The 22438-nt window shown below is 56.6% G+C and carries 18 protein-coding genes; 1 reads left to right on the top strand and 17 read right to left on the bottom strand.

The features are described 5' to 3' along the window. Window positions 1-465: 465 nt before the first annotated feature. From hflX to tdh, 13 genes are all read right to left on the bottom strand, one after another. Window positions 466-1692, bottom strand: coding sequence for a GTPase HflX (hflX, locus tag C8P63_RS11620; protein ID WP_108024343.1), 1227 nt, complete (start codon window positions 1690-1692; stop codon window positions 466-468). A 447-nt stretch (window positions 1693-2139) separates the two neighbouring features. Next, the gene (gene spoVK, locus C8P63_RS11615; protein WP_108024341.1) at window positions 2140-3114 is read right to left on the bottom strand and encodes a stage V sporulation protein K; all 975 of its coding nucleotides are present in this window, start codon (window positions 3112-3114) and stop codon (window positions 2140-2142) included. A gap of 101 nt (window positions 3115-3215) precedes the next feature. After that, a complete protein-coding gene (gene hfq / locus C8P63_RS11610; RefSeq protein ID WP_108024339.1) occupies window positions 3216-3461 on the bottom strand; it encodes an RNA chaperone Hfq in 246 nt (81 codons plus the stop codon). 39 nt (window positions 3462-3500) lie between these two features. Beyond that, a complete protein-coding gene (gene miaA, locus C8P63_RS11605; protein ID WP_108024337.1) occupies window positions 3501-4454 on the bottom strand; it encodes a tRNA (adenosine(37)-N6)-dimethylallyltransferase MiaA in 954 nt (317 codons plus the stop codon). After that, window positions 4423-5130 carry a class I SAM-dependent methyltransferase gene (locus C8P63_RS11600; protein ID WP_146172167.1) on the bottom strand — a complete coding sequence of 236 codons (708 nt, stop codon included), beginning with the start codon at window positions 5128-5130 and terminating at the stop codon, window positions 4423-4425. Before C8P63_RS11600 ends, miaA begins: the two co-directional genes overlap by 32 nt. A gap of 72 nt (window positions 5131-5202) precedes the next feature. Further along, complete coding sequence (mutL, locus tag C8P63_RS11595) at window positions 5203-7095, bottom strand: DNA mismatch repair endonuclease MutL (RefSeq protein WP_108024333.1); 1893 nt, start codon at window positions 7093-7095, stop codon at window positions 5203-5205. Further along, on the bottom strand, window positions 7088-9709 hold the full coding sequence (mutS, locus tag C8P63_RS11590) for a DNA mismatch repair protein MutS (protein WP_108024331.1): 2622 nt from the start codon (window positions 9707-9709) through the stop codon (window positions 7088-7090). The genes mutL and mutS overlap by 8 nt, the downstream gene beginning before the upstream one ends. Before the next feature lie 84 nt (window positions 9710-9793). Beyond that, window positions 9794-11179 carry a putative amidoligase domain-containing protein gene (locus C8P63_RS11585; protein WP_108024329.1) on the bottom strand — a complete coding sequence of 462 codons (1386 nt, stop codon included), beginning with the start codon at window positions 11177-11179 and terminating at the stop codon, window positions 9794-9796. Window positions 11180-11312: 133 nt separating this feature from the next. Beyond that, window positions 11313-11888 (bottom strand): outer spore coat protein CotE, encoded by a 576-nt coding sequence (gene cotE, locus C8P63_RS11580; RefSeq protein WP_108024327.1) that lies wholly within the window; start codon window positions 11886-11888, stop codon window positions 11313-11315. A 172-nt stretch (window positions 11889-12060) separates the two neighbouring features. Further along, window positions 12061-12483, bottom strand: coding sequence for a YlbF family regulator (locus C8P63_RS11575; RefSeq protein ID WP_170109622.1), 423 nt, complete (start codon window positions 12481-12483; stop codon window positions 12061-12063). A gap of 2 nt (window positions 12484-12485) precedes the next feature. Continuing rightward, window positions 12486-13958 carry a tRNA (N6-isopentenyl adenosine(37)-C2)-methylthiotransferase MiaB gene (miaB, locus tag C8P63_RS11570; protein WP_108024323.1) on the bottom strand — a complete coding sequence of 491 codons (1473 nt, stop codon included), beginning with the start codon at window positions 13956-13958 and terminating at the stop codon, window positions 12486-12488. Between the two features lie 718 nt (window positions 13959-14676). Continuing rightward, window positions 14677-15852, bottom strand: coding sequence for a glycine C-acetyltransferase (locus C8P63_RS11565; RefSeq protein WP_108024321.1), 1176 nt, complete (start codon window positions 15850-15852; stop codon window positions 14677-14679). Between the two features lie 25 nt (window positions 15853-15877). Further along, window positions 15878-16918, bottom strand: coding sequence for an L-threonine 3-dehydrogenase (gene tdh, locus C8P63_RS11560; RefSeq protein ID WP_108024319.1), 1041 nt, complete (start codon window positions 16916-16918; stop codon window positions 15878-15880). Between the two features lie 213 nt (window positions 16919-17131). On the opposite strand from tdh, the gene C8P63_RS11555 reads away from it, so the two are divergent. Beyond that, a complete protein-coding gene (locus C8P63_RS11555; protein ID WP_108024317.1) occupies window positions 17132-17782 on the top strand; it encodes a hypothetical protein in 651 nt (216 codons plus the stop codon). Window positions 17783-17817: 35 nt separating this feature from the next. On the opposite strand, the gene C8P63_RS11550 is transcribed toward C8P63_RS11555, so the two are convergent. From C8P63_RS11550 to C8P63_RS11535, 4 genes are all read right to left on the bottom strand, one after another. Beyond that, window positions 17818-18510 (bottom strand): hypothetical protein, encoded by a 693-nt coding sequence (locus tag C8P63_RS11550; protein ID WP_108024315.1) that lies wholly within the window; start codon window positions 18508-18510, stop codon window positions 17818-17820. Window positions 18511-18573: 63 nt separating this feature from the next. Continuing rightward, the gene (locus tag C8P63_RS11545) at window positions 18574-19311 is read right to left on the bottom strand and encodes an MBL fold metallo-hydrolase (protein WP_108024313.1); all 738 of its coding nucleotides are present in this window, start codon (window positions 19309-19311) and stop codon (window positions 18574-18576) included. A gap of 65 nt (window positions 19312-19376) precedes the next feature. Continuing rightward, window positions 19377-20243, bottom strand: a complete 867-nt coding sequence (locus C8P63_RS11540; RefSeq protein ID WP_108024310.1) for a 2-oxoacid:ferredoxin oxidoreductase subunit beta — start codon at window positions 20241-20243, stop codon at window positions 19377-19379. Continuing rightward, window positions 20230-21990 carry a 2-oxoacid:acceptor oxidoreductase subunit alpha gene (locus C8P63_RS11535; RefSeq protein ID WP_108024357.1) on the bottom strand — a complete coding sequence of 587 codons (1761 nt, stop codon included), beginning with the start codon at window positions 21988-21990 and terminating at the stop codon, window positions 20230-20232. Before C8P63_RS11535 ends, C8P63_RS11540 begins: the two co-directional genes overlap by 14 nt. Between the last annotated feature and the right edge of the window lie 448 nt (window positions 21991-22438).

The following is a 22438-nucleotide window of genomic DNA, read 5'->3' as shown; positions in this document are numbered from 1 at the left end:
TGGTTCAACATGACGGGCCAGTCTCTTTGGCCCCCGAATCAGCTGTCTGTTTCTTTTCAAAGGGCTGAAATCTGATTAGATCACAACGCTTCTAGAAGCGTTGTGAAAAAGTGAGCGGCATCATTTACCCAAAGCCGCTCCGGCTGCACTCACAGAGCACAAGTCTCGCCTGGGTCGCTTTCGCTCCCCGGTCTCGCTATGCTGTCCGGCAGAGATGATGGCACGGTCCGCTCCGAATCTTCCTGCTGCGGGCAGGGGCAAAACGCCTTCGGATGCAACACGGAGAAGCTTTTGCCCCTGAACGCCCTTGCAGGCTGATTCTCCGCCGGGCAGGACAGCAAAGTCGCTATTTTGGGTAAACGCTTCCCCTTTTCTCGTAACGAACATGAAATCACAACACTTCTAGCCAACACACGGGTGTCAGGCGAGAATTGTGCTCTGTGAGTACAACCTCAAGTCTGGATCTCAGTATACTTTCCGGATGCACGCTTTTACTTCGGGGGACATCCGTTCATACCGTTTCAGGGAAAGTCGGAAGTCCATCTTCAGGGTCAACCCGTTCACTTCGGTGCGGAACACTTCCGCCGCCTGATACAGATGGGAAATGATTTCCCCCCTTGACACCGGAATTTCCGCCGAACCATGCACTTGAACGGAATGCAAAACGGCATCCATTTTCTCTTTCAGCCGTTCCAGATCTCCGTCATTCCAAGCCGAGATCCGGATCGACTCCCCTTCAGCAGTCAGGATGGCGCCCCCGGGGAGGTCGTTTTTGTTAAAGACGGTGAGGACCGGGATCCGCTCGGCATCCAGTTCTTTCAGAACCCCTTCCACCGCCTTCATCTGTTCGGCTGCCTCCGGATGTCCGGCATCCACCACATGCAGAAGGAGATCGGCTTCCCTCACCTGTTCCAGGGTGGAACGGAAAGCCGCCACCAGATGGTGGGGAAGGTTTCGGATAAAACCGACCGTATCCGTCAGCAACACTTTCTCCCCCGACGGAAGATCGAGGAAACGGGAGGTCGGATCCAGGGTGGCGAACAACCGGTCCGCCTCCCATACCCCCGCCCCGGTCAGCCGGTTGAGAAGGGTCGATTTCCCGGCGTTGGTGTAGCCGACGAGGGCCACCTGGGTGATATCCATTTTCCGGCGCCGGGCTTGATGAAGCCGTCGGTGTTTCCTTAACCGCTCCAGCTCCTCCTTCAGATCCCGGATGCGTCGACGGATATGGCGGCGGTCTGTCTCCAGCTTTTTCTCCCCCGGCCCGCGTGTACCGATCCCGCCGCCCAGTCGCGAGAGGCCCCTCCCCTTTCCGGTGAGGCGGGGAAGCATGTACTCCAGCTGGGCCAATTCCACTTGGATACGGCCTTCCCGGGAACTCGCCCGCATGGCGAAGATGTCCAGGATCAGTTGGGTGCGGTCCAACACCTTGCAGGCAAGCCGGCTTTCCAGATTGGTCTGTTGCACCGGAGATAACTCCCGGTCAAAGATGACCAGGTCCATCCCCTCTTCCTCCACCCGCCGGGCCAATTCCTCCACCTTCCCCTGACCGATCAGCCAAGCCGGGTCCGGTGTTTCCCGATATTGGATGACGATCTCTTCCGTTTGGGCCCGGGCCGTATCCGCCAGCCTTTCCAGTTCCTCACATGACGAGCGGATCCTCGCCGCGTGCAAACGGCTTCCGCACCCCACCAGAATTGCCCGCTCCAGTCCATTCTCTCCGTCGATCTTCCTTCATCCTCCTTCGTTTTCGAACCGTCACTTTCTCTTCATCCTGATTATACCATGAAGAAAGCTCCGGGGAACAGCGATCCCGGAGCCGGGGAGTCTTAGAAGCGTTGTGATTTCATGTTCGTTTCGAGAAAAGGGGAAGCGTTTACCCAAAATAGCGACTTTGCTGTCCTGCCCAGCGGAGAATCAGCCTGCAAGGGCGTTCAGGGGCAAAAGCTTCTCTGTGTGGCATCCGAAGGCGTTTGCCCCTGCCCGCAGCAGGATGATTCGGAGCGGACCGTGCCACCATCTCTGCCGGACAGCATAGCGAGACCGGGAAGCGAAAGCGACCCAGGCGAGACTTGTGCTCTGTGAGTGCAGCCGGAGCGGCTTTGGATAAATGCTGCCGCTCACTTTTTCACAACGCTTTTAGGGGATAAACCGGAAGGGAACGGTCGGTTCATCCGGGGGAGGAAACCGAAGATCTTCGGAATTCAGGGTCATCAGGTCCTCTCTTGACACATACCGGCTGTTCAGAAGTCGGACCGCTTGGTGGCGAACCGCCTTCTCCACAAGGTTCCGGATATAGCGGCCGTTCCCGAAGGAGTCGGCGGGCCTGCGGGCCACTTCTCTCAGGTGCCGGCGCAGTTTGGCCAGAGCCGGGCCCGAAAACCGATATTGACGGTCCCGCACCATCCCCTCGGCGATCAGGAGCAACTCTTCAATGGTGAAGTCCGGAAAAGAAAGGTGGATCGGAAATCGGGAGGGAAGACCCGGGTTGGACCGAAGAAAGCGTTTCATTTCACCGGGATAACCCGCCAGGATCAGGACAAAGTCATTTTTACGGTCTTCCATTGATTTGACCAGCGTGTCGATCGCTTCCTTGCCGAAATCCTTTTCCCCGCCCCTGGAGAGCGAGTAAGCTTCATCGATGAAAAGAATTCCGCCCAGCGCCTGTTTCACGTGCTCCCTGGTTTTCTGAGCGGTATGGCCGATATATTCCCCCACCAGATCCGCCCGTTCCACTTCCACCAGATGTCCTTTGGAGAGCACATCCATCTCTTTGAGCAGCCTTCCCATGATCCGCGCCACCGTGGTTTTTCCGGTTCCCGGATTTCCCTCGAACACCATGTGTAACACCTGGTTCTCCGTTATCAAACCGGCAGCCGACCGACGCTTGTTGACCGTCAGCCAGGCATAGATTTCATGGACGAAGGCTTTGATCTTGGAAAGGCCGACCAGGCGGTCCAGCTCTTCCATACACCGTTTCAACGGGAGATGCTCCTCCTCGGTGCATTCGATCCCGGGGGCGGTGGATGGATCTTGAAAAGAGGTGTTCTTCTTGCCGTGATCCAACACCACATGAATGCGATGGGGGTTCTTTGTGATTACGCGGCTTGCCATGTCCGTCACCTCTTTACTGGAATCGGCTCCAACTATGTATACGCATCCGCCCAGTCCATGGTGAAACGGACATGGAAAAACCAAGTGGTTCCCACTTGGTTTCAGGCTTGCTTATTGGTTTCGTCGTTGGCCATCAGCGACACCGGCCGGGCAGGAGTGAACGTGGAGATGGCATGCTTGTATACCATCTGCTGTTTGCCGTCGCTGTCGATCACAATCGTGAAATTGTCAAAGCCGCGAACCACCCCGCGCAGCTGGAATCCGTTTACCAAATAAATCGTGACGGGCACGGAATCTTTTCGGATCTGGTTCAAAAAAGTGTCCTGAATATTGATTGATTGCTTCAAAATAGGTACCTCCTATGTATGGTTTTGCATTAGTTTACTCTATTCTTGGTATCGGGGGAAGTTTCCTGCTACCAGGGAGTGAATTTCTTCCCCGATATTTTCACGGGTCACATCAAACCAATGAATCTCATTCAGTCTCCGGAACCAGGAAAGTTGCCGCTTGGCGAATTTGCGTGTCCGCTGTTTGACGAGACGGACGGCTTCCTCCAGGGAGATTTCTCCTTCCAGGTGTCTCATCAGCTCTTTGTAACCGAGGGCCTGCATGGAGATCAAGTCCCTGCGGTATCCCATGCGGTACAGCGAAGCCACTTCATCCAACAAACCGGCCTCCATCATTTGGTCTACCCGCCGATTCACCCTCTCATACAGCCGCTTCCGGGGCATCGTCAACCCGATCCACAGCATCCGGTAAGGAGGGGGATCGTGAGTCTGCACCTCGGAAAGAGGCTTGCCGGTTGTACGATGGATCTCCAACGCCCGGATGATGCGGCGTCGGTCATTGGGGTGAAGGCGTTCCGCCGCTTGTGGATCCACCTCCTTCAAACGCCCGTGCAGGACGTGGTTTCCCCGTTCCTCCGCCAGGCGGTGCATCTCTTCCCGGAAAGCGGGGTCTTCCCGAACACCGGGGAGCGAATAGCCGTGAGTGACCGCCTGAATGTAGAGACCGGTCCCTCCCACCAGCATCGGCAGCCGGTCTCTTTCTTGGATTTCGTCGATTTTTTCCCGCGCCAGACGCTGAAACTCTTCCACGGAAAAGGGGTAATCGGGATCCACCAGGTCGATCAAATGATGGGGGACGGCCTTTCTCTCCTCTTCGGACGCTTTTGCCGTGCCGATATCCATATGGCGGTACACCTGCATCGAATCCCCCGAGATGACTTCCACCCGAAAGTTCCGGGCCAAGGACAAGCTGAGGGCGGTCTTTCCCACCGCCGTCGGACCGACGATGATCAGAAGGTCCTTAAGTCCGGGTTTCGATGATGCCGAAGGCATGATTGGACGCCTCCTTTTCCACCCGAAATCCGAGTCGTTCAAATTCACCGCTCATCAGCCTCTCCTTCAGGACCACCCGTTTCCGGGCCACCCTTTTCGCTTCGGAGACCGACTGACGATCCAACGGGGCGGGATTGGCCAGGACTTTGAGGGCTTGAACGCCGGAGGAGCGTTTCACCGTTTGACGAAACATCGGATCGAACAGGACCACATCGAAGGAGCCGTCTTCCAAGCGGGGTAGTTCCTCCCGGTAATCGGCGCAAACCACCCGGACCGAGCGCATCGCACGGTTCAGCCGGGGGGAGTCGGAGAGATAATGGTTGAGCCCGTAATCCACCAGAGCTGCGATGACCGGCTGGCTCTCCAGCCCGATCACTTCCCCCTCTTCCCCGACGGCATGAGCCGACACGATGGAATCGGCCCCCAACCCCAGCGTGCAATCCAGCACACGGTCGCCCGGTTTCAGGTTCGCCGCCGTCACCAGCGCATCGGTTCCGCCGCTGGCCAGCTCCTTGATCCTCAACGCGGACAGGTTGGGATGAAAACGGAATGTGTTGCCGTTTTTGTCTTCCCAACGGGCTTCCCCACGGCCCACCACCACCACGCCTTCGGCTCCGGCCTTTTCCATCATGTGCCTTAAGGACCGATCTTCCCGGGGAACCGGGACCGTTCCCAACCTCTTTGCGATCCTCTCCGCCCATACCCTGTCATCTTCCCGCGGCTTCCGGGATGTTGTCACGAGAACCAATCACATCACCCGTTTAAACATCTTTTCAATTTCATAGGTGGAAAAGTGGATGAGAATGGGCCGCCCGTGAGGACAGGTATAGGGGGTTTCACATTTCCTGAGCTGCCGGATCAGACTTTCCATCTCATCCCGGCGGAGGTGGCGGTTGGCTTTGATGGCCGCCTTGCAAGCCATCTGTTTCGCTCCGTCATCCCGCAGGCGGGCCAGATCCACCTTCTCCCCTTTTTTGACCCAGTCGAGTACCTCCCGTGCCAGCTCTTCTTCACTGCCCTCCGGAAACCAGCCGGGGTGGGAACGGACCAGGAAGGTGCTCCCGCCGAAAGGTTCGACCTCCATTCCCAATTCAGACAGATGGGGGATCCAATGCCGAATCGCTTCCGCTTCCGCCGGGGTGTATTCCACCGTCATCGGGATGAGCATCGGCTGAAACCGCGCATCCCCTTCTTTCATCCGGTTATAAAAGATTTCATAATAAATCCGTTCATGGGCCGCGTGTTGATCCATCAGATAGAAACCGTCTTCCGACTGGGCGATGATGTACGTCCCGTGCACCTGAGTCAGGGGAACCAGCTCGGGCAGTCCTTCCCCATCCTTCTCCGATCCCCGACGGACCGGTTCATCCGCGGGGGAAGGGAAGGAGGGGCCGGTTTCTTTCTCTGGATCTGCAGGCGGGTTGGCGGTGCCCGGTGCCTTCGGTTTTCCGTCCGGCTTCTCTGAGGGAGCAATGACGGAATGCTCCGGCAAAAGAGGGGCTCGGGTTTCCCGGATTTCCATCCGGGAGGGCTTCTTCCACTCTTCTTCCACCTCTTCTTTTGGAGGATTTCCCCAGTCGAGCTGTTGCTGAACGGGCCGGCTGGTCGAAGGTTGGCGCCCCTTTCGGGGAGAAACGGCATCGGGAATTAACACGTGTTTCTTGAAAAGATCCTTCAGCTCCTTCTCCACCAGCCGGCACAGCTCCTGATCTTTGCTGAGCCTCACTTCCAGCTTGGACGGGTGGACATTCACATCCACCAGTCGGGGATCCATCCCGATGGACAAGACGACGATCGGATAGCGTCCGACGGGTAAAAGGGTGTCATACGCCCTCAATACTGCTTGGGTGACGGGGATGCTGCGGATATATCGTCCATTGATGATGGTGGAGATATAGGAACGATTGGATCGCGTCACTTCCGGCTTGGACGCGAGTCCCTCCAGGGTAAAGTCCATATCTTCGGCCGAAAGGGGAAGCATCTTTCGGGCCACCTGCCTCCCGTACAGGGCATAAACCACATGCAGGAGCTTTCCATCCCCCGGTGTCCGGAACAGCTCCCTCCCGTTGTGGTTCAGGGTGAAGGAGACCCCTGGATGAGCCAAGGCCAGCCGGCCGACAACGTCCGCCACGTGACTAACTTCAGTGTTGACGGTTTTGAGATATTTCAAACGAGCCGGAGTGTTGAAGAAGAGATCTTCCACGAGTACTTCGGTCCCGCCGGCCCGGGCCGTGTCCTCATCGGATACCACTTCCCCTCCTTCCAGCACCAAGCGGCTCCCTTCTCCCCCGTTCCCCTCAGCAGTGGTAAGAGTCAGTCTGGAAACGGAGGCGATGCTGGGAAGTGCCTCTCCCCGAAAGCCCAGGGAACGGATGGCGAACAGATCCCGCTCCCGGCGGATTTTGCTGGTGGCGTGTCGCTCAAAGGCGAGGCGGGCGTCTTCCCGATCCATGCCGGCTCCGTTGTCGGCCACACGGATGGAACGGATCCCGCCTTCTTCAATCGCAATGTTCACCCGGTCCGCACCGGCATCCAATGCGTTTTCCACCAGTTCCTTGACCACGGAAGCGGGCCGCTCCACAACTTCCCCCGCGGCGATCTGATTGGCCAAGCGGTCGTCCATCAAACGGATTTTACCCATTTGAACTGCCTCCGGATCGGTTTTTTTCCTTCAGTTTCCGCTGTTGCTCGAAAAGAAACTGAACCGTCTCCAGGGGAGATTGATTCAGAAGGTCCCACTCCCGGATGGCAGTCAGGACCTCCTCCTCGGCAGCGGTAACGGACGACGTCTCCGACGGCCTTTCGAGGGCAAACAGCTCCAATTGCCGGCTTCCGGCGGTTTGCATCCGCCCTTCCAAAACCTCCAGCAGTCCCCGGGCCCGTTGGATGACGGCGCGGGGCATCCCGGCCAGCTGCGCCACGTGAATACCGTAACTTTTGTCCGCCCCGCCGGGCTCCATCCGGTGAAGAAAGACCACTTCTCCGTCCCTTTCCACACACCGGGCGTGGATGTTCACCACACCGTCCAGTTCATCCTCGAGACGGGTCAGTTCATGGTAGTGGGTCGAAAACAGGGTCTTGGCCCCCACATGATGGTGTATGTGCTCCACAATCGCTTGGGCAAGGGCCATACCGTCGTAGGTGGAAGTTCCCCGCCCCACCTCGTCCAGCAGAATCAGACTGCGGGAGGTGGCCTGGGACAGGGCGAGCCGGGTTTCCTCCATCTCCACCATAAAGGTGCTCCGGCCGCCGACCAGGTCGTCCGCTGCCCCGATTCGGGTGAAAATCCGGTCCACGATCCCGATTTCCGCTCGAAGGGCGGGAACAAAACAACCGATCTGTGCCATCAGGGTGATCAGGGCGACCTGGCGCATGTATGTACTCTTTCCCGCCATGTTGGGGCCGGTGATCAGGAGAATTCGGTTTTCCCGCCCGTCCAGGTCGGTGTTGTTGGCCACAAACTCCCCTTCCTTCATGGCTGCTTCCACCACTGGGTGCCGGCCCTGTTCAATCCGGATTCCGGGGTGTTCCACCACCCGCGGCCGGACATAGCGGTGCTTCCCGGAGACCGTCGCCAGGGAATGAAGGGCGTCCAGCCGGGCCACCTGGTCCGCCAGGAGCTGAATGCGGGGAATTTCCGCCGCGATCTTCTCCCTCACCCGGGTGAACAGACGGTATTCCAATTCCACGGATTTCTCCTCCGCTTCCAGGATCATCCGTTCCCGCTCCTTCAGTTCCGGCGTGACGAAGCGCTCCGCGTTGGCCAGGGTTTGCTTCCGTTGATACCGCCCTTCGGGAAGGTGACGGAGGTTGGCTTTCGTCACTTCGATGTAGTAACCAAAGACTTTATTAAAGCCCACTTTCAGGGACTTGATTCCCGTCTCTTCCCGTTCCCGCTGTTCCAGGTTCATGATCCATTGTTTCCCGTCGCGCTGGACTCCCAAAAGCCGGTCCAGTTCTTCGTCGTAACCCGCTTTGATCAGGTTGCCTTCCCGCACCGTGACCGGGGCATCCTCCGCGATGGAACTTTTGATGAGCTCCACCACGTCGTCGAGCGGATCCATCTCCTCCCCGATCGCTTCCAGCGCGCCGCACCCGGATCGGGAAAGAAGTCCTTTCAAATCGGGCACCGTCTCCAAAGAGCGGCGAAGAGACAGAAGATCGCGGCCATTGGCCGATCCGTAGGCAATCCGGGCCGACAACCGTTCCAGATCGTAGACCTCCTTCAGTCGGTCGCGGATCTCTTCCAGCAGAATCAGGTCATCAACCAGGGATTGAACCGCCTCCTGGCGTTGTTCGATCTTTCGGAGGTCCAGAAGGGGCTTGTCCAGCCACTTCTTCAACAGACGGCTCCCCATCGCCGTCGCCGTCCGGTCCAACAGCCACAACAGGGATCCGGTCTTTTTCCCCTCCCGGAGGGAGCGGGTCAATTCAAGGGTTTGACGGGCCGAAGTATCCAGCACCATAAAACGCCGCGAATCGTACCGCTCGATTCGGTTCATGTGGGACAGCGCGCGTTTTTGGGTCTGTTTCATGTAGGTGAGGAGCAGGGAGGCCACTTCCTCCAACAGGGGCGTGGTGAGCGTCTCACGGTATCCGGGGAAGTGATCGGCCAGATCCCGCTCCCTTTCTTCAGCGGGGGGAAACGCCTCCTTCCGGGGCACGGTGATCAAAGCTCCGACACGAAGCCGCAACTCATCGCGAAAGGAGCTGTCTTCCCCCAGATTCGGCGTGAGCAACACCTCTTTCGGTTGGTAGGCCGCCAATTCATCGACGGCCGTTTCCGTATCCCCGGCCATTTCGGTCACGTAAAATTCTCCGGTGGAGAGGTCGCTCGCCGCCAGGGCGAAGCGTCCCTGCCTCCGGGTCAATGCCGCGAGAAAATTGTTCTCCTTGTCTGCCAGCATTCTCTCTTCCATGACGGTGCCGGGCGTGACCACCCGGACCACTTCCCTTTTCACGACCCCTTTGGCGGATGCCGGATCTTCCACCTGCTCACAGATGGCGACCTTATACCCTTTCTCAATCAGGCGTCCGATGTACATGTCCGCGGAATGGTGCGGCACCCCGCACATGGGGATCCGTTCCTTTCCCCCATCCCTGGACGTAAGAGTGATTTCCAGTTCCTCCGCCGCTTTTCGGGCATCCTCGAAGAACATTTCATAAAAATCGCCCAGACGAAAAAATAAAAAGGCATCGGGGTAATCTGCCTTGATCGATAAATACTGTTGAATCATCGGAGTATATCCGGCCACAGACAAGACCCTCCGGATCTGTGTTTTTTCTTCCTTGGCATGATTTTAATTGTACCATGCCCCGAACGTGCGAACAAGCAAGGGTCAAGACCGGTAAGGGGGCAACTTCCAGACAGACCGGATGTCCCGTGACTCGTTCCATGTTTTTTCCGAACCAATCATGCGGAAATAGGGGGCAAGGTCGCGCTGGTACCGGGGATAGCTTTTCAATCTCTGCAGCTCTTCGCTCAGCTGCCGGACAATCGTTCTCACCCCTTCCTTGTCCCCTTCGTAGTACGCTTTTTGCACCGTGTACCGGTGGAGGTGTCTTCCCTTTAACACCGGATAGTGGGCGGCCACCAGTTTGGCGGCAGACAGGATGCCTTTCGTCAGGGTGGGGGAGACCAACCAGCTGGGAAGCGTCCGGTACTCGAAGCCTCCGTGAAACTGAACCCTGTAATCCCCCAGAAAACCGTATTTGGGCCTCCGCCGGATGCCTTTCGGATCTTCCACCATCACCAGGGGAAGCGCCAGGTAATGATCAAGGGCCCGAAGAAGTTTGAAATTCAGGGGAATTCCGCTGAAGTGGATATGTCCTCCCAGTGGAAAGCCCGGGTGCGGCAAAGCCCCGGACAACCACTGGACCTTTTTGTCTTTGATGCGCCTGGAAGCTTGCATCATGCCTTGGTACATGCGCAGAACCAATTGACGGGGATCGTTTGTCGGCTTCGGCCTGAGTTCCACCAGGGGCTTTGCGGACCGGTTTTGGCCGTGCCATATCGCGTCACATCCCACTCTTCCGAACCGGGGAAAATAATCGGAAGCCATGACCAGCTTTCCATCGCTGGTCTTTCTCATGATAAACTCGGGATCCGCCCCCAGAACCACCTGGTCCAGATCCGTCAGCAACTGCGGAAGCTTTCGGATGTACTGGCAGACAGCATCGGAAAATTGACGAATCATCTCCTGGTTCAGAAGGGGGCCGGGGTTCACATCCAACACCACGGCCTTGATTCCGGGCCGGATCCCGATGGTGACGACCCCGTAATCGAGACCGAGGGCATAGAGCGCCCGCACAGCCAGCGCCTTGACCCGCCGGGTTTCCCGGGTGTTTTCACTGAGCGCCAACCGTTTGAAGGTCTTCGTTTTGGCTGTCTGGTTTGAAGCCAGCCAAGCCTTGGGCTCCCGTGAGCGATACATCAGGAGCACTTGGGTCTGAAACACGCAAACGATATATCGTTTCAGGAGTTGGATTTTTCCTTCCGCCACGGCCATCCCGTGAAGCTTCAGAACAGAGATTTTATAAGCCCGGTCATTTGCCCGTTCGACCGCATCTTCTTCGTTTAAGGTCACAATCGGTTTCACGTAGGCTTTCTCCAGGGGACCCTGAAGACGCACCGAGGGCGCCAGGGTGTTTTGCGGCGTCACCAGTCGGTTCTGCACCTCCCGCTCTTGGTCGATGGAGCTGGTCGGGAGCATGAGCGCTTCCATATCGCTTCCCCTTTCGCATTTCCGGATAAAGACCTGCTGATATGGTATGTGGGGCACGCGCTCATGGTTAGTGCATAAAAGAAAAAGGAGGCATCTGCCTCCACGGGCCTTCTCTGTGGGGTTTCATCATGAATCAATCGTTCAGATCATCGATGACCAAATCGGGATCCAAATCCTCGAAATCTTCACCGTCTTCCTCCAACACTGACCCGTCATAGACCTTGTCATCCAGATCATCGCAGTCACCGGGACACACCGCAACGCAAACTTTCGTCTCCCCCACCATCTCCACGTAAAATTCCCTTTCCACCCGCACCAAGCAGGTGCCGTCTGCAGCAATGGCGGCTTCGACACAATTGGGAGGCTGAGTGGCGACGGCGCTGACTTCCGTGGTTCCTTCCCTCACGTTGCTGTCAAAGTAGCTCAGCGGAACCTGCTCCACATAGCGCACCGTGTGGTTGGCCACTTCTGTTTTGGTGTTCTGGTTAAAGGAAAACCACATGTTGATGTCGTAGCTCCCCGTCACCTCGATGACATCCCCCGCCCGGTGGGCATCATATTTGTGGTTGATAATCCAAGCACCGAGGATGCTGGAGATCTGGTCGGGGGGGTGGATGGAGTGCGTTGCCTGGGAGAACTTACGGCCTTTTCCGGTGACCGCTTTGGTGATGATTTGGCGGCATTGCAATCCGTTGTCTGTATTTGACACGATACTCCCTCCTCCAAACAGTCGTTCAGTACCAATAGTATGCAGGGCGAGAGTCTAGAGTGCTAAAAAAACCCTGAAGATATAACGGCCCGTTTGGGCGGTTGTTTCGGTCGGAACGCCCAAAACGAAAGAACACAAAAAACGGCCGCGTATCGCGGGCCGTTTTTTGTGTTCATCTGCAGCCGCAGGGGCCGCCGCTGCCGCAGCCGCCTCCTCCCACGTCTCCACTGGTGTCGAGATCCAGTTGTTCCGACACCGTTTGGGCGACAATCCGGGTCAGGGTTTGCAGCAGATCGTTGACTTCCACCTGGGACTGCTGATATTCCCGGACGATGGGCAGATTGTCCATTTCTTCGCGCAACCGCTCCAGCTCATCCTCCAACTGCCGGATGTACTCTGACTTCTGGTAGTGTTTGGCATGCACCAATTCCTTTTGCTTTCGTTTGATCTCTTCAATCAGGCCATTCACCCGGCTGCTGTTTTGTATCTGCTCTTCCGCGAGGCGAAAACGCCGGATTTCTTCCGTTTCCAGAAGGCGATGGCCCAGCCTGGCGGCATGGGCCAGTATGGGGTGTTCTTGGATCGATTCTTTCATCCTCAACCACCCACCTGACGGAGATCCGCTTCCTCGACCCATTCACCGTTCAGGGTCCAGGTGCGGGGTTCCGTGATCCGGACGTGGGCGAATTCGCCAATCAGGTGCTTTGGTCCGCGGAAGTTGACCACCTTGTTGGTCCGCGTGCGGCCGGAAAGGATGTCGGGGTCTTTTTTGCTTTCCCCTTCCACCAGTACCTCAACCACCTGACCGCGCAAGGCTTCGTTTTTCTTCCGGCTGATTTCGTCCTGGAGACGGTTCAGGCGATGAAGCCGTTCCTTTTTCACTTCATGGGGAACGTCATCTTTCATCCGGGCGGCCGGAGTGCCTTCCCGGGGGGAATAGATGAAGGTGAATGCGGAATCGAACTCCACTTCCCTCATCAGGGAAAGGGTATCCTCAAACTGCTCTTCCGTCTCTCCCGGATACCCGACGATGATGTCCGTGGTCAACACCACGTCAGGAATCGCTTTTTTAATCTTATCCACCAATTCCAAGAACCGCTCCCGGGTGTATTTCCGGGCCATGATTTTCAGGATTTCGTTGTTTCCGGATTGGGCCGGAAGATGGATATGCTCCACCAGGTTGCCCCGTTTGGCGAGCACTTCGATCAAATGATCGTCAAAATCCCGCGGGTGGCTGGTGGTGAACCGAACCCGGGGGATACCGATCTTCCGTATATCATCCATCAGGTCCCCGAACCGGTAATTTCGGTCGGTGAAATCCTTTCCGTAGGCGTTGACGTTTTGTCCGAGCAGGGTGACTTCCCGGTATCCTTTCCGGGCCAGCTGTCGAACCTCGTTCAACACATCCTCGGGACGACGGCTCCGCTCCTTGCCCCGGGTGTAGGGAACAATGCAGTAGGTGCAGAATTTGTCGCACCCGTACATGATATTCACCCAAGCCTTCAAACCGTCTTCCCGCACCTTGGGAAGGTTCTCCACGATGTCCCCTTCCTTGGACCAGACTTCCACCACCATCTCTTTACTCATCAGGGCTTCTTTCAGGAGGTGCGGCAAACGGTGGATGTTGTGGGTTCCGAAAATCAGATCCACATGCTGATGCTTTTGAAGAATCCGATTGACGACCGACTCTTCCTGGGACATGCACCCGCACATCCCCAGCACCAGCTCCGGTTTTTCCGTCTTCAGCGTTTTTAGGCGGCCGATTTCGCCGAATACTTTGTCCTCGGCGTTTTCCCGGATGGCGCAGGTGTTGATCAGAATCAGATCGGATTCCTCCTCGGACTCCGCCGGTCCGTACCCCATCTGCTCCAATATTCCTGCGATCGTTTCACTGTCATGAACATTCATCTGACAGCCGTAGGTTTTGATCAGATACTTGCGTCCGTTTCCGATCTCCTTCATTTCATCCGGAATCGGATCGAATTCCAAAACGGAGATTTTCTCTTTTCCCCGTTTTTTTGCCGCTTTCAGGTCAGGCGGTGTGAAATAACGGCGCATTTCTTCGTTCATCTATACTCAACACCTTTCCAACGGTATGAGTGGTTCTCCTTGCATTTAATAAATTATATCGGAAATCCACGGTATCTTCAACGAAAGGAAAGCGCTTCCGGTGTGGATTCCCCTGTGGTGACGGGATTTCGTTTCAGTGGTTTCCGGAAGCGGTTTGATTGAATGTTTGTTTTGAGAAAAGGGGAAGCGTTTACCCAAAATAGCGACTTTGCTGTCCTGCCCAGCGGAGCGGACGGTGCAACCATCTCTGCAGGACAGCATAGCGAGACCGGGAGTGGAGCGATCCAGGCGAGACTTGTGCTCTGTGTATGCATAGCGAGACCGGGAGTGAAGCGATCCAGGCGAGACTTGTGCTCTGTGAGTGCATAGCGAGACCGGGAGTGAAGCGATCCAGGCGAGACTTGTGCTCTGTGAGTGCATAGCGAGACCGGGAGTGAAGCGATCCAGGCGAGACTTGTGCTCTGTGAGTGCATAGCGAGACCGGGAGTGAAGCGATCCAGGCGAGACTTGTGCTCTGTGAGTGCATAGCGAGACCGGGAGTGAAGCGATCCAGGCGAGACTTGTGCTCTGTGAGTGCAGCCGGAGCGGCGTTGGGTAAATGCTGCCGCTCACTTTTTCACAACGCTTCTAAGGTTTGTTTTGCAAACGGGTTTATTTTTATTTGTTCTCTTCATATAAAAACAGCCGGTTCGACCGGCTGTTTTCCCACTCGGGTCCGTCAGATGATCCCCAGTTTTTGACCGGATCTCGCGAAGGCTTCGAGGGCTTGCTCGAGGTCCTCTTTGGAATGTCCGGCAGTCACGATCGTGCGGACGCGGGCCTTTCCTTTCGGAACCGTCGGGTAAACGATCCCTTGGGCGTAAACCCCCTCTTCCAGCAGCGAGTCGGAGAACTTGTGCGCCAGGGCGTCACTTCCGACCATCACCGGCGTGATCGGAGTTTCACTCTTACCGGTGTCAAAACCGAGCTGGGTCAATCCTTCCTTGAACATCCGGGTGTTCTCCCACAGCCGGTCCACCCACTCCGGCTCTTCCAGAAGAACATCGATCGCCTCCGAACAGGCAGCCGTGACGGCGGGCGGATGGGAGGTGCTGAATAAGAAGGGGCGGGCGCGGTGGATCAGGTAATCCCTGAGAACGGCGGGGCCCGCCACGTATCCTCCCAATACCCCGATGGCTTTGGAGAGGGTCCCCACCTGAATATGAACCCGACCGTGAAGATCGAAATGGTCGACCGTTCCCCGGCCGTTTCTGCCCATCACTCCGCTGGCATGGGCATCGTCCACCATCACCAGGGCCCCGTGCTTTTCACACAGCTCCACGATGTCCGGCAGCGGCGCCACATCCCCGTCCATGCTGAACACACCGTCAGTCACCACCAGTCGGGTTCGGGCTCCTTCCGTTTCTTTCAGCGCTTTTTCCAAATCTGCCATATCCGCGTGTTTGTATATGCGCCGGCCCGCTTTCGTCAAGCGGATGCCGTCGATGATGCTGGCATGGTTCAAGGCATCGCTGATCACCACGTCCTGCTCCGTCAGGATGGAAGACAACACCCCGACATTGGCAGTAAAACCGGATTGGAAGACCAAAGCCGCCTCGGTGTGTTTAAAATCCGCCAGTTTCTTTTCAAACTGCTCATGCATGGAAAAGGTCCCGGCGATCGTGCGGACCGAACCGGTGCCGGCGCCGTACTTCTCCACCGCTTCCCGTGCGGCCTGTTTCAGACGGGGATGAGTGGTGAGACCCAGATAGTTGTTGGAGGAAAGCTGGATCACTTCCCGTCCCCCGATCTTCACTCTGGACCCCTGTTCGGATTCCAGTTCCGTCAGCGGTCGGTAGGTCCCCTGCTCCTTCCATTCGCGGATTTCCTCATGCAGATATTCAAATCCTTTCATTCGTTTCCCTCCCGGTATCAGATCATCAGGGATAGAGTACCACTTTGCCGGAGTTACCGCTCATCATCTGTTCAAAGGCTTGTTCATAGTCTTCCAGGGCAAACCGGTGCGTGATCATCGGAGTCAGATCCACCTGGCCCGACTCCAGAAAACCGGCGGTCTGCTGCCAGGTCTCATACATGCGGCGTCCCACGATCCCGTGAATTTGAATCCCTTTGAAAACAATGTCCTGACTCACATCCAGCTCCACGGTCCGAGTGGGGAGACCCAGCATCGACATTCGACCGCCGTAGGTCAGCATGGAGAAACCTTGCCGGATGGCGACCGGATTCCCTGACATTTCCAAAACCACATCCACTCCCTGGCCATCCGTCAACTTCGCCGTCTCCTTCACAGGATCCTGCTCCTTGGAGTGGATCCGGTGATCCGCCCCCATCTTGCCGGCCAAGTTCAGCCGGTATTCATTGATGTCCAGGGCGATCACCTGGGAGGCACCCGCAGCCTTGGCCACTGCCACGGCCATCACCCCGATCGGTCCGCAGCCGATCACCGCCACCGATCGCCCGGCGATCGGACCGGACAGGGCGGTATGGACCGCATTTCCCATCGGTTCCATGCTCGATGCCACCTCCGGCGGCAGATCCTTTTTGTTCTTCCACAGGTTGTCAGCAGGCATCGCCGCGTATTCCGCAAAACAACCGTTCCGATCCACGCCGATGATTTGAGTGTGGGCGCAGACATGGGCTTCTCCCCTTCGGCACTGGAGGCAACGGCCGCACACGATGTGGGTCTCGGCGGACACATGATCACCGATGGCGAGATGTTTGACCCGCTCTCCCACTTGAACCACCTCTCCGGAAAACTCATGGCCGAACACCAAGGGAGGTTTCACCCGGCCGACAGCCCACTCGTCCCAACCGTATATATGGACATCCGTCCCGCAGATCGTCGTTGCCTTCACTTTGACCAACACTTCATCGGGGCCGATTTCGGGAATGGGCACTTCCCGCAGTTCGGCGCCGAATCCGGCATGGTGTTTCACCAGAGCGCGCATTGTTCCACCCATGGCGGACACCCCTTTCCTTCGACAATCGATTCAACATAAGTTCCAAGCCATTATATCATTTCCCAACGATTCATGAAATGTACGATACATACGGACATCTACAGAAAATTTGGGACCGGGCTCCGCATTCAATTGACAGAAAGGAGGTTGAAGGATACCATTTCGATAGATTCATACATGTCGATTTTTTGTCTTCCAAAGGAGGTCGGTGGATTGATCGGAAAATTGCTGACCAAGGCCAGGGAGCTGTTGAAGCCCTCCGCTCCGGACGGGGCACGATCCGACCGGAAGGAACCTCCCGTACCTAAACAGCCGAACGGGCCCATTCCTGCCGCCCAAAGGACGATCTCCCCAGCCGCACCGGAGAATATCCTCCTGTACGAGGAGGGAGATTTCCGGTTTTCGATGCCGCTGGAGAAAGAAGAACGTGAAGTGCTTGAGGAAGCCCGGAAACGATATGCTGAAATGAAAGAACGCTTCGGGGAAGGTGCCAACGCCTGGGAGAAAAATCAGTTGGCACACTTCAAGGCCAAGCAGTACTGGAGCCTGCAGATTTTTTACAAGGATCGCGCCCAGTTTCACTACAAAAGACGCAACGAAGACCCGGAATCCCTCAAAAAGGCCATTTACTACTGCCAAAAACAGATTCAATACGCTCCGATGGCGATCCGTGCCCACCGAATGGATCCCTTGACCAAAGAACTTCCCCACCATTACGGTTACAGGCAACTGGCCATTATCCGGGATAAGGAAGGTCAATATGATGAAGCGATCCGCCTCTGCGAAGAAGCTCTGAACCAGGGGTGGAAAGGGGATTGGGAAGCCCGGATCGAGCGGTACAAAAAAAAACGTTCCGGAACATGACAAAAAAGCAGCCGCACACCGATGCGGCTGCTTTTTTACGGGCGGATGACCCGTTCCTCCAGTTGACGGACCCGCAAATCCCAATCGCCGTCCCACCCCTGGTCCCTTGCCTCCCGGGCGAGGCGAAGCGCCTCCTCCCATTCCCCATTCTCCTCGTTGAGGGAGGTCAGCATCTCAAAACCGGGGTGTTGGGGCAGTTCGCAGCGATAGGGATCCAAGCGGTACGCCCTGATGGCAACGGGGGCATATTCAATTTGACGCTCGCAATAACGGATGGTCAAATGGAGTGCCACCGGATCCTGATGGCGAAGTTCGCAGTAATGCCGGATCCGCTCCGTGAAATAATCGTGGAGAGACAGATATTTTTTGGATTCCCACTGCTGATGAACACGGGGATCGGAATGAAATCGCTTCACTTCATTCAGCTTTTTCTTCGCCCGTTCATAAAGGCGCGCCTCTTCGGCGGAGAGGGGCATGCGGAAATGGAAGTCGCCGTCGCGGTAACGGAATTCGGCTTCATATTCTTCCTCATACGCTCGTTCCCTTTCGCGGCGGGCCCGTTCCTCCCGATACCCTTTCCACGCTTTCCGGATCCCCTCCTTGCTCTTTTCGAACCCTTTTTCCAGGCTGATCTTTCCTTTGGTCATTCCTTTTTCCAACATCCGTTTGGTCTTATCCATCATCATTTTTCTTTTCTCTTCATCTTCAAACAGGCGGAGCAATTGCATGATCCCCCTCTCCTCCTGCCAGCGTCGTTCCATGATACAGTATATCACGGAGTGGATCGACCGTCACAGCGAGAGCGTCCATCCGGGCTCCGCCAAGGACAGTTCCCCGTTATAAGCGCTCTCCGCTTCTTGAAGAAGGGAGGGGAAATCATATTCCGGATAAAGGTGCGTGATGAGGAGCCGCTTGGCACCGATCCGCCTCGCCGCCTCTGCTGCCTGAAAGACGGAGTGATGGCCGACGGGGCGCTCCGGGGTGTCCCGGTGAAGGTAGGAACCTTCACATACAAACAAGTCGGGATTCCGGCACATGGACTCCCACCCCGTGGAAGGGCCGGCATCCGCCCCGTACAGAATCACCCGCTCCCCCGCGCGGATTTCCATGGCGTAACAGGGAATCGCGTGTTCCGTTCGGTGAAAGGTGACAGTGCACCCGCCGAAAGCAACCGATTCCCCTTCCCGGATGGGCTGGTGGGTGACGGCTCGGCGATAAGCAATTTTGTCCGCCCAGCCCGCCGGCTGGGAGGGAGCGTACACCGTCAGGGGGCTCTTTCTTTTTCCCAGCCGGATCGCGGTCCAAACCGCATATTGGAGTACAAACAGATCGACGATGTGATCGGCGTGCAGGTGGGACAGTAACACCGCGTCCAGCTGGTGGGGAGGAAAATACCGGCCCAAACGGGAAAGTACCCCGCTGCCGCAGTCCACCAGAATTTTTTCTCCCCCCGTCTCCAAGAGATAACCCGGCGTGCCGCCGCCGGGGGCGGGATAGGGACTTTGACAACCCAACACCGTCCATTTCATCGGTTGCTCTCCTTCTCTCAGAGTAAAAGGCCACTTTCCAGATTGGAAAGCGGCCCCCTTTCGGTTTAAGCGAATTCCGCCACCAATTCCTCGAAGGCGCTTCGGTCCAAACGGAGGTCCTGCTTGGCAAGCGGTGTTTCATCGAAGCCCGGAATCAGCTCTTCATAACTTTTCCGTTCCTTGTTTTGATAGATCAGGCCGGTCACCAATCCGTCCGATTCCATCAGCTTTTGCATGGCCATCATCCGGTTGGAGGGGTTGTAACCTTCCTCTTTATCCAGGTTCACCAGATTTTCCTTAAACCAGTCGTAGGTGTTGATTTTGTTGTACGTCACGCAGGGGCTGAAAACGTTGATCAGAGAGAATCCTTTGTGCGTGAGCCCCGCTTCGATCAACCGGGTCAACTGTTTTAAGTCACTGGAAAACCCTTGGGCCACAAACCCGGCGCCGGCGGTCAACGCCATCTCAAGGGGGGCGATGGAGGACTCAATGGATCCTTTCGGCGTGCTCTTGGTCTTGAAGCCCATTTCACTCCGCGGGGAGGTTTGCCCTTTGGTCAGCCCGTAAACCTGGTTATCCATCACGATGTACGTGAGATCCACATTCCGCCGGATGGCATGAATCGTATGGCTCATTCCAATGGCAAAGCCGTCCCCGTCCCCTCCGGCAGCCACCACAGTCAGGTCCCGGTTCGCCAGCTTCAGCCCCTGGGCGATGGGCAGGGCGCGTCCGTGAATCCCGTGGAAGCCGTATGAGTTCAAGTAACCGGAAATCCGGCCGGAGCAGCCGATCCCGGACACCAGGACCACATCTTCCGGTTCCAGACCCTGATTGGCAAATGCCCGCTGCATCGCCGCCAGAACGGAAAAGTCTCCGCACCCTGGACACCAGTTGGGCTTCACTTTGTTTCGGAACTCTTTAAACGTGGCCATGGACCAACAGCTCCTTACATTGATTGTAAACTTCCGAAGGAAGGAAGGGGTTCCCGTCGTATTTGCCGACGTGGAAAATCTTCTCTCCCATGCCCACATGAAGCTTTATCATATCCGTCAGTTGGCCGGTGGCGTTGTTTTCCACCACGATCACTTTGCTCGCTTTTTCCACATGGGGCCGGACAGCTTCCGTCGGGAAGGGGAGCAGCTGCCGGAGGTGCAGATGGTTCACCTTCATCCCCTCTTTCTCCAACCGCTCCAATCCCTCTTGAATCACGCCCCGGGTGGAGTTGATCCCCACAATCAGCAGGTCCGGCTCCTCGTGCCTGTCATCCAGGTAGATCGGATCTTTGAAATCGATCCCCTGTGCCAGCTTACGCAGCCGTTTCTCCACCATCTTTTTGCGGTTAACGGCATTTTCCGACGGACGGCCGGTTTCATCATGTTCCACGCCGGTGACGTGGTGAAGGCCGTTTTTGACCCCCGGCTGAACCCGGGGGGAAATTCCGTCCTCCGTCCGTTCGTAGCGCTTGAACAGCTCCGAGTTTTCCAGCTCTTTCAACCCTTCGGAATCAGTGATCAGTTTTCCGCGGTCGATCTCGATCCGGTCGTAATCGAGGGGCTCCACCGTCTGTTTGCCGAGGGAGAGAGCCAGATCGGAGAGAATGATCACCGGACATTGATATTTATCAGCCAAATTGAAGGCCTGAATGGTGTCATAAAAACACTCTTCCGCCGTACTCGGGGCGATGACGATCTTGGGTATCTCGCCGTGGGTGCTGTATACCATGGCGTTCAGATCGCTCTGTTCCTGCTTGGTGGGCAGCCCCGTGCTGGGCCCCCCGCGCTGGGTGTCCACAATGACGGCGGGGGTTTCAGTCATCCCCGAAAGGCCGATCGCTTCCGTCATCAGTGACAGCCCCGGACCCGCGGAGGCCGTCAAGGCACGAACGCCGCCATAATTGGCCCCCAGCACCATGGAGATCGCCGCGATCTCATCTTCCGTTTGGACCACGGTTCCTCCAAAGGAAGAGAGACGTTTAATCAAGTATTCCATAATTTCCGACGAAGGCGTGATCGGGTAAGCCGCCATCAAACGGGCGCCCGCAGCGATGGCCCCGAGGGCGATCGCATCGTTTCCGATCATGTAAAGCCGCTTTTTTCCGTCGGAGGGTTCCAGCTGCAATCCTTCCAGCGGGCCGCCGGTCTCCGCGTGGATGTAATCGGCCCCCTCCTGGATCGCCTGCATGTTTTTATCCACCACTTGCTGGCCTTTACGGGCGAATTTTTCTTCAATGACCCCCTGAAAGGACTGAAGGGGCAAACCCAAGATCGCGCTGGAAGCGCCGACGGCCACCATATTCTTCATCTGGGCCAGACCCACCCCTTGGGCGATCTTGGTGAAGGGAACGGAAAACAGGCGTGCCGTCACCCCCTCGGGGAGGTTCGGTTTGAACTTGGCATCCGCCAGAATCACGCCCCCGGAATGGAGCTCATGAGCGTTCAGGTCGATCGTTTCCTGATCGAAAGCGACCAGAACGTCCAGGTCATCGGACACCGCACGGATCGGGCGGATGCTGATCCGGATTTTTGTGTTGGAGTGCCCTCCTTTGATGCGGGAAGAAAAGTGACGATAACCGTAAAGATGATACCCCAGACGGTTCAACGCAGTGGAGAAGATCTCCCCTGTGCTGTCGATCCCTTCCCCCTGCTGTCCGCCCACTTTCCACGAAAGCTGCTTAACCAATCCACTCATCTCCTTTGGTTCTTCCCTGCAACTGACGAACCGCCATTTCGACGCCCCTTGAAACAAGGTTCCTGTTTCTCCGATCCGGTTTTTTTCTTTGTTCCGGAATCTCCACAGGCGTTGGATTCGGTTTCCCTGCGTCACCGGGTACCGTGGGTACCAAACTCCACAAAGCCGTCTTCCGGTTGATGGTGTTTTGATATCTATTATCAGTTATTCATTCTAGACCCCTCCCTAACAAAAAGCAACCTTCGGAAAACCGCTCTCCCCGCCAATCCCGGCTTGTCGGGCCATAGAAGAATTGTGAATAAGTGAGCGGCAGCATTTGCCCGAAGCCGCTCCGGTTGCACTCACAGAGCACAAGTCTCGCCTGGGGTCGCTTGTGCTCCCCGGTCTCGCTATGCACTCACAAAGCACAAGTCTCGCCTGGGTCGCTTACGCTCCCCGG

Source organism: Melghirimyces profundicolus (assembly GCF_003054245.1).
Lineage (GTDB): Bacteria > Bacillota > Bacilli > Thermoactinomycetales > DSM-45169 > Melghirimyces > Melghirimyces profundicolus.
Note: the sequence above shows the minus strand (reverse complement) of the source record. Positions and strands in the feature narration are given on the sequence as shown.

Excerpts from the sequence above, each read along its gene's own strand:
- spoVK (WP_108024341.1), bottom strand. The coding sequence starts at position 3,114 with ATGGCAAGCCGCGTAATCACAAAGAACCCCCATCGCATTCATGTGGTG.
- miaA (WP_108024337.1), bottom strand. The coding sequence starts at position 4,454 with ATGCCTTCGGCATCATCGAAACCCGGACTTAAGGACCTTCTGATCATC.
- mutL (WP_108024333.1), bottom strand. The coding sequence starts at position 7,095 with ATGGGTAAAATCCGTTTGATGGACGACCGCTTGGCCAATCAGATCGCC.
- C8P63_RS11585 (WP_108024329.1), bottom strand. The coding sequence starts at position 11,179 with ATGGAAGCGCTCATGCTCCCGACCAGCTCCATCGACCAAGAGCGGGAG.
- C8P63_RS11575 (WP_170109622.1), bottom strand. The coding sequence starts at position 12,483 with ATGAAAGAATCGATCCAAGAACACCCCATACTGGCCCATGCCGCCAGG.
- miaB (WP_108024323.1), bottom strand. The coding sequence starts at position 13,958 with ATGAACGAAGAAATGCGCCGTTATTTCACACCGCCTGACCTGAAAGCG.
- C8P63_RS11565 (WP_108024321.1), bottom strand. The coding sequence starts at position 15,852 with ATGAAAGGATTTGAATATCTGCATGAGGAAATCCGCGAATGGAAGGAG.
- tdh (WP_108024319.1), bottom strand. The coding sequence starts at position 16,918 with ATGGGTGGAACAATGCGCGCTCTGGTGAAACACCATGCCGGATTCGGC.
- C8P63_RS11550 (WP_108024315.1), bottom strand. The coding sequence starts at position 18,510 with ATGCAATTGCTCCGCCTGTTTGAAGATGAAGAGAAAAGAAAAATGATG.
- C8P63_RS11545 (WP_108024313.1), bottom strand. The coding sequence starts at position 19,311 with ATGAAATGGACGGTGTTGGGTTGTCAAAGTCCCTATCCCGCCCCCGGC.
- C8P63_RS11540 (WP_108024310.1), bottom strand. The coding sequence starts at position 20,243 with ATGGCCACGTTTAAAGAGTTCCGAAACAAAGTGAAGCCCAACTGGTGT.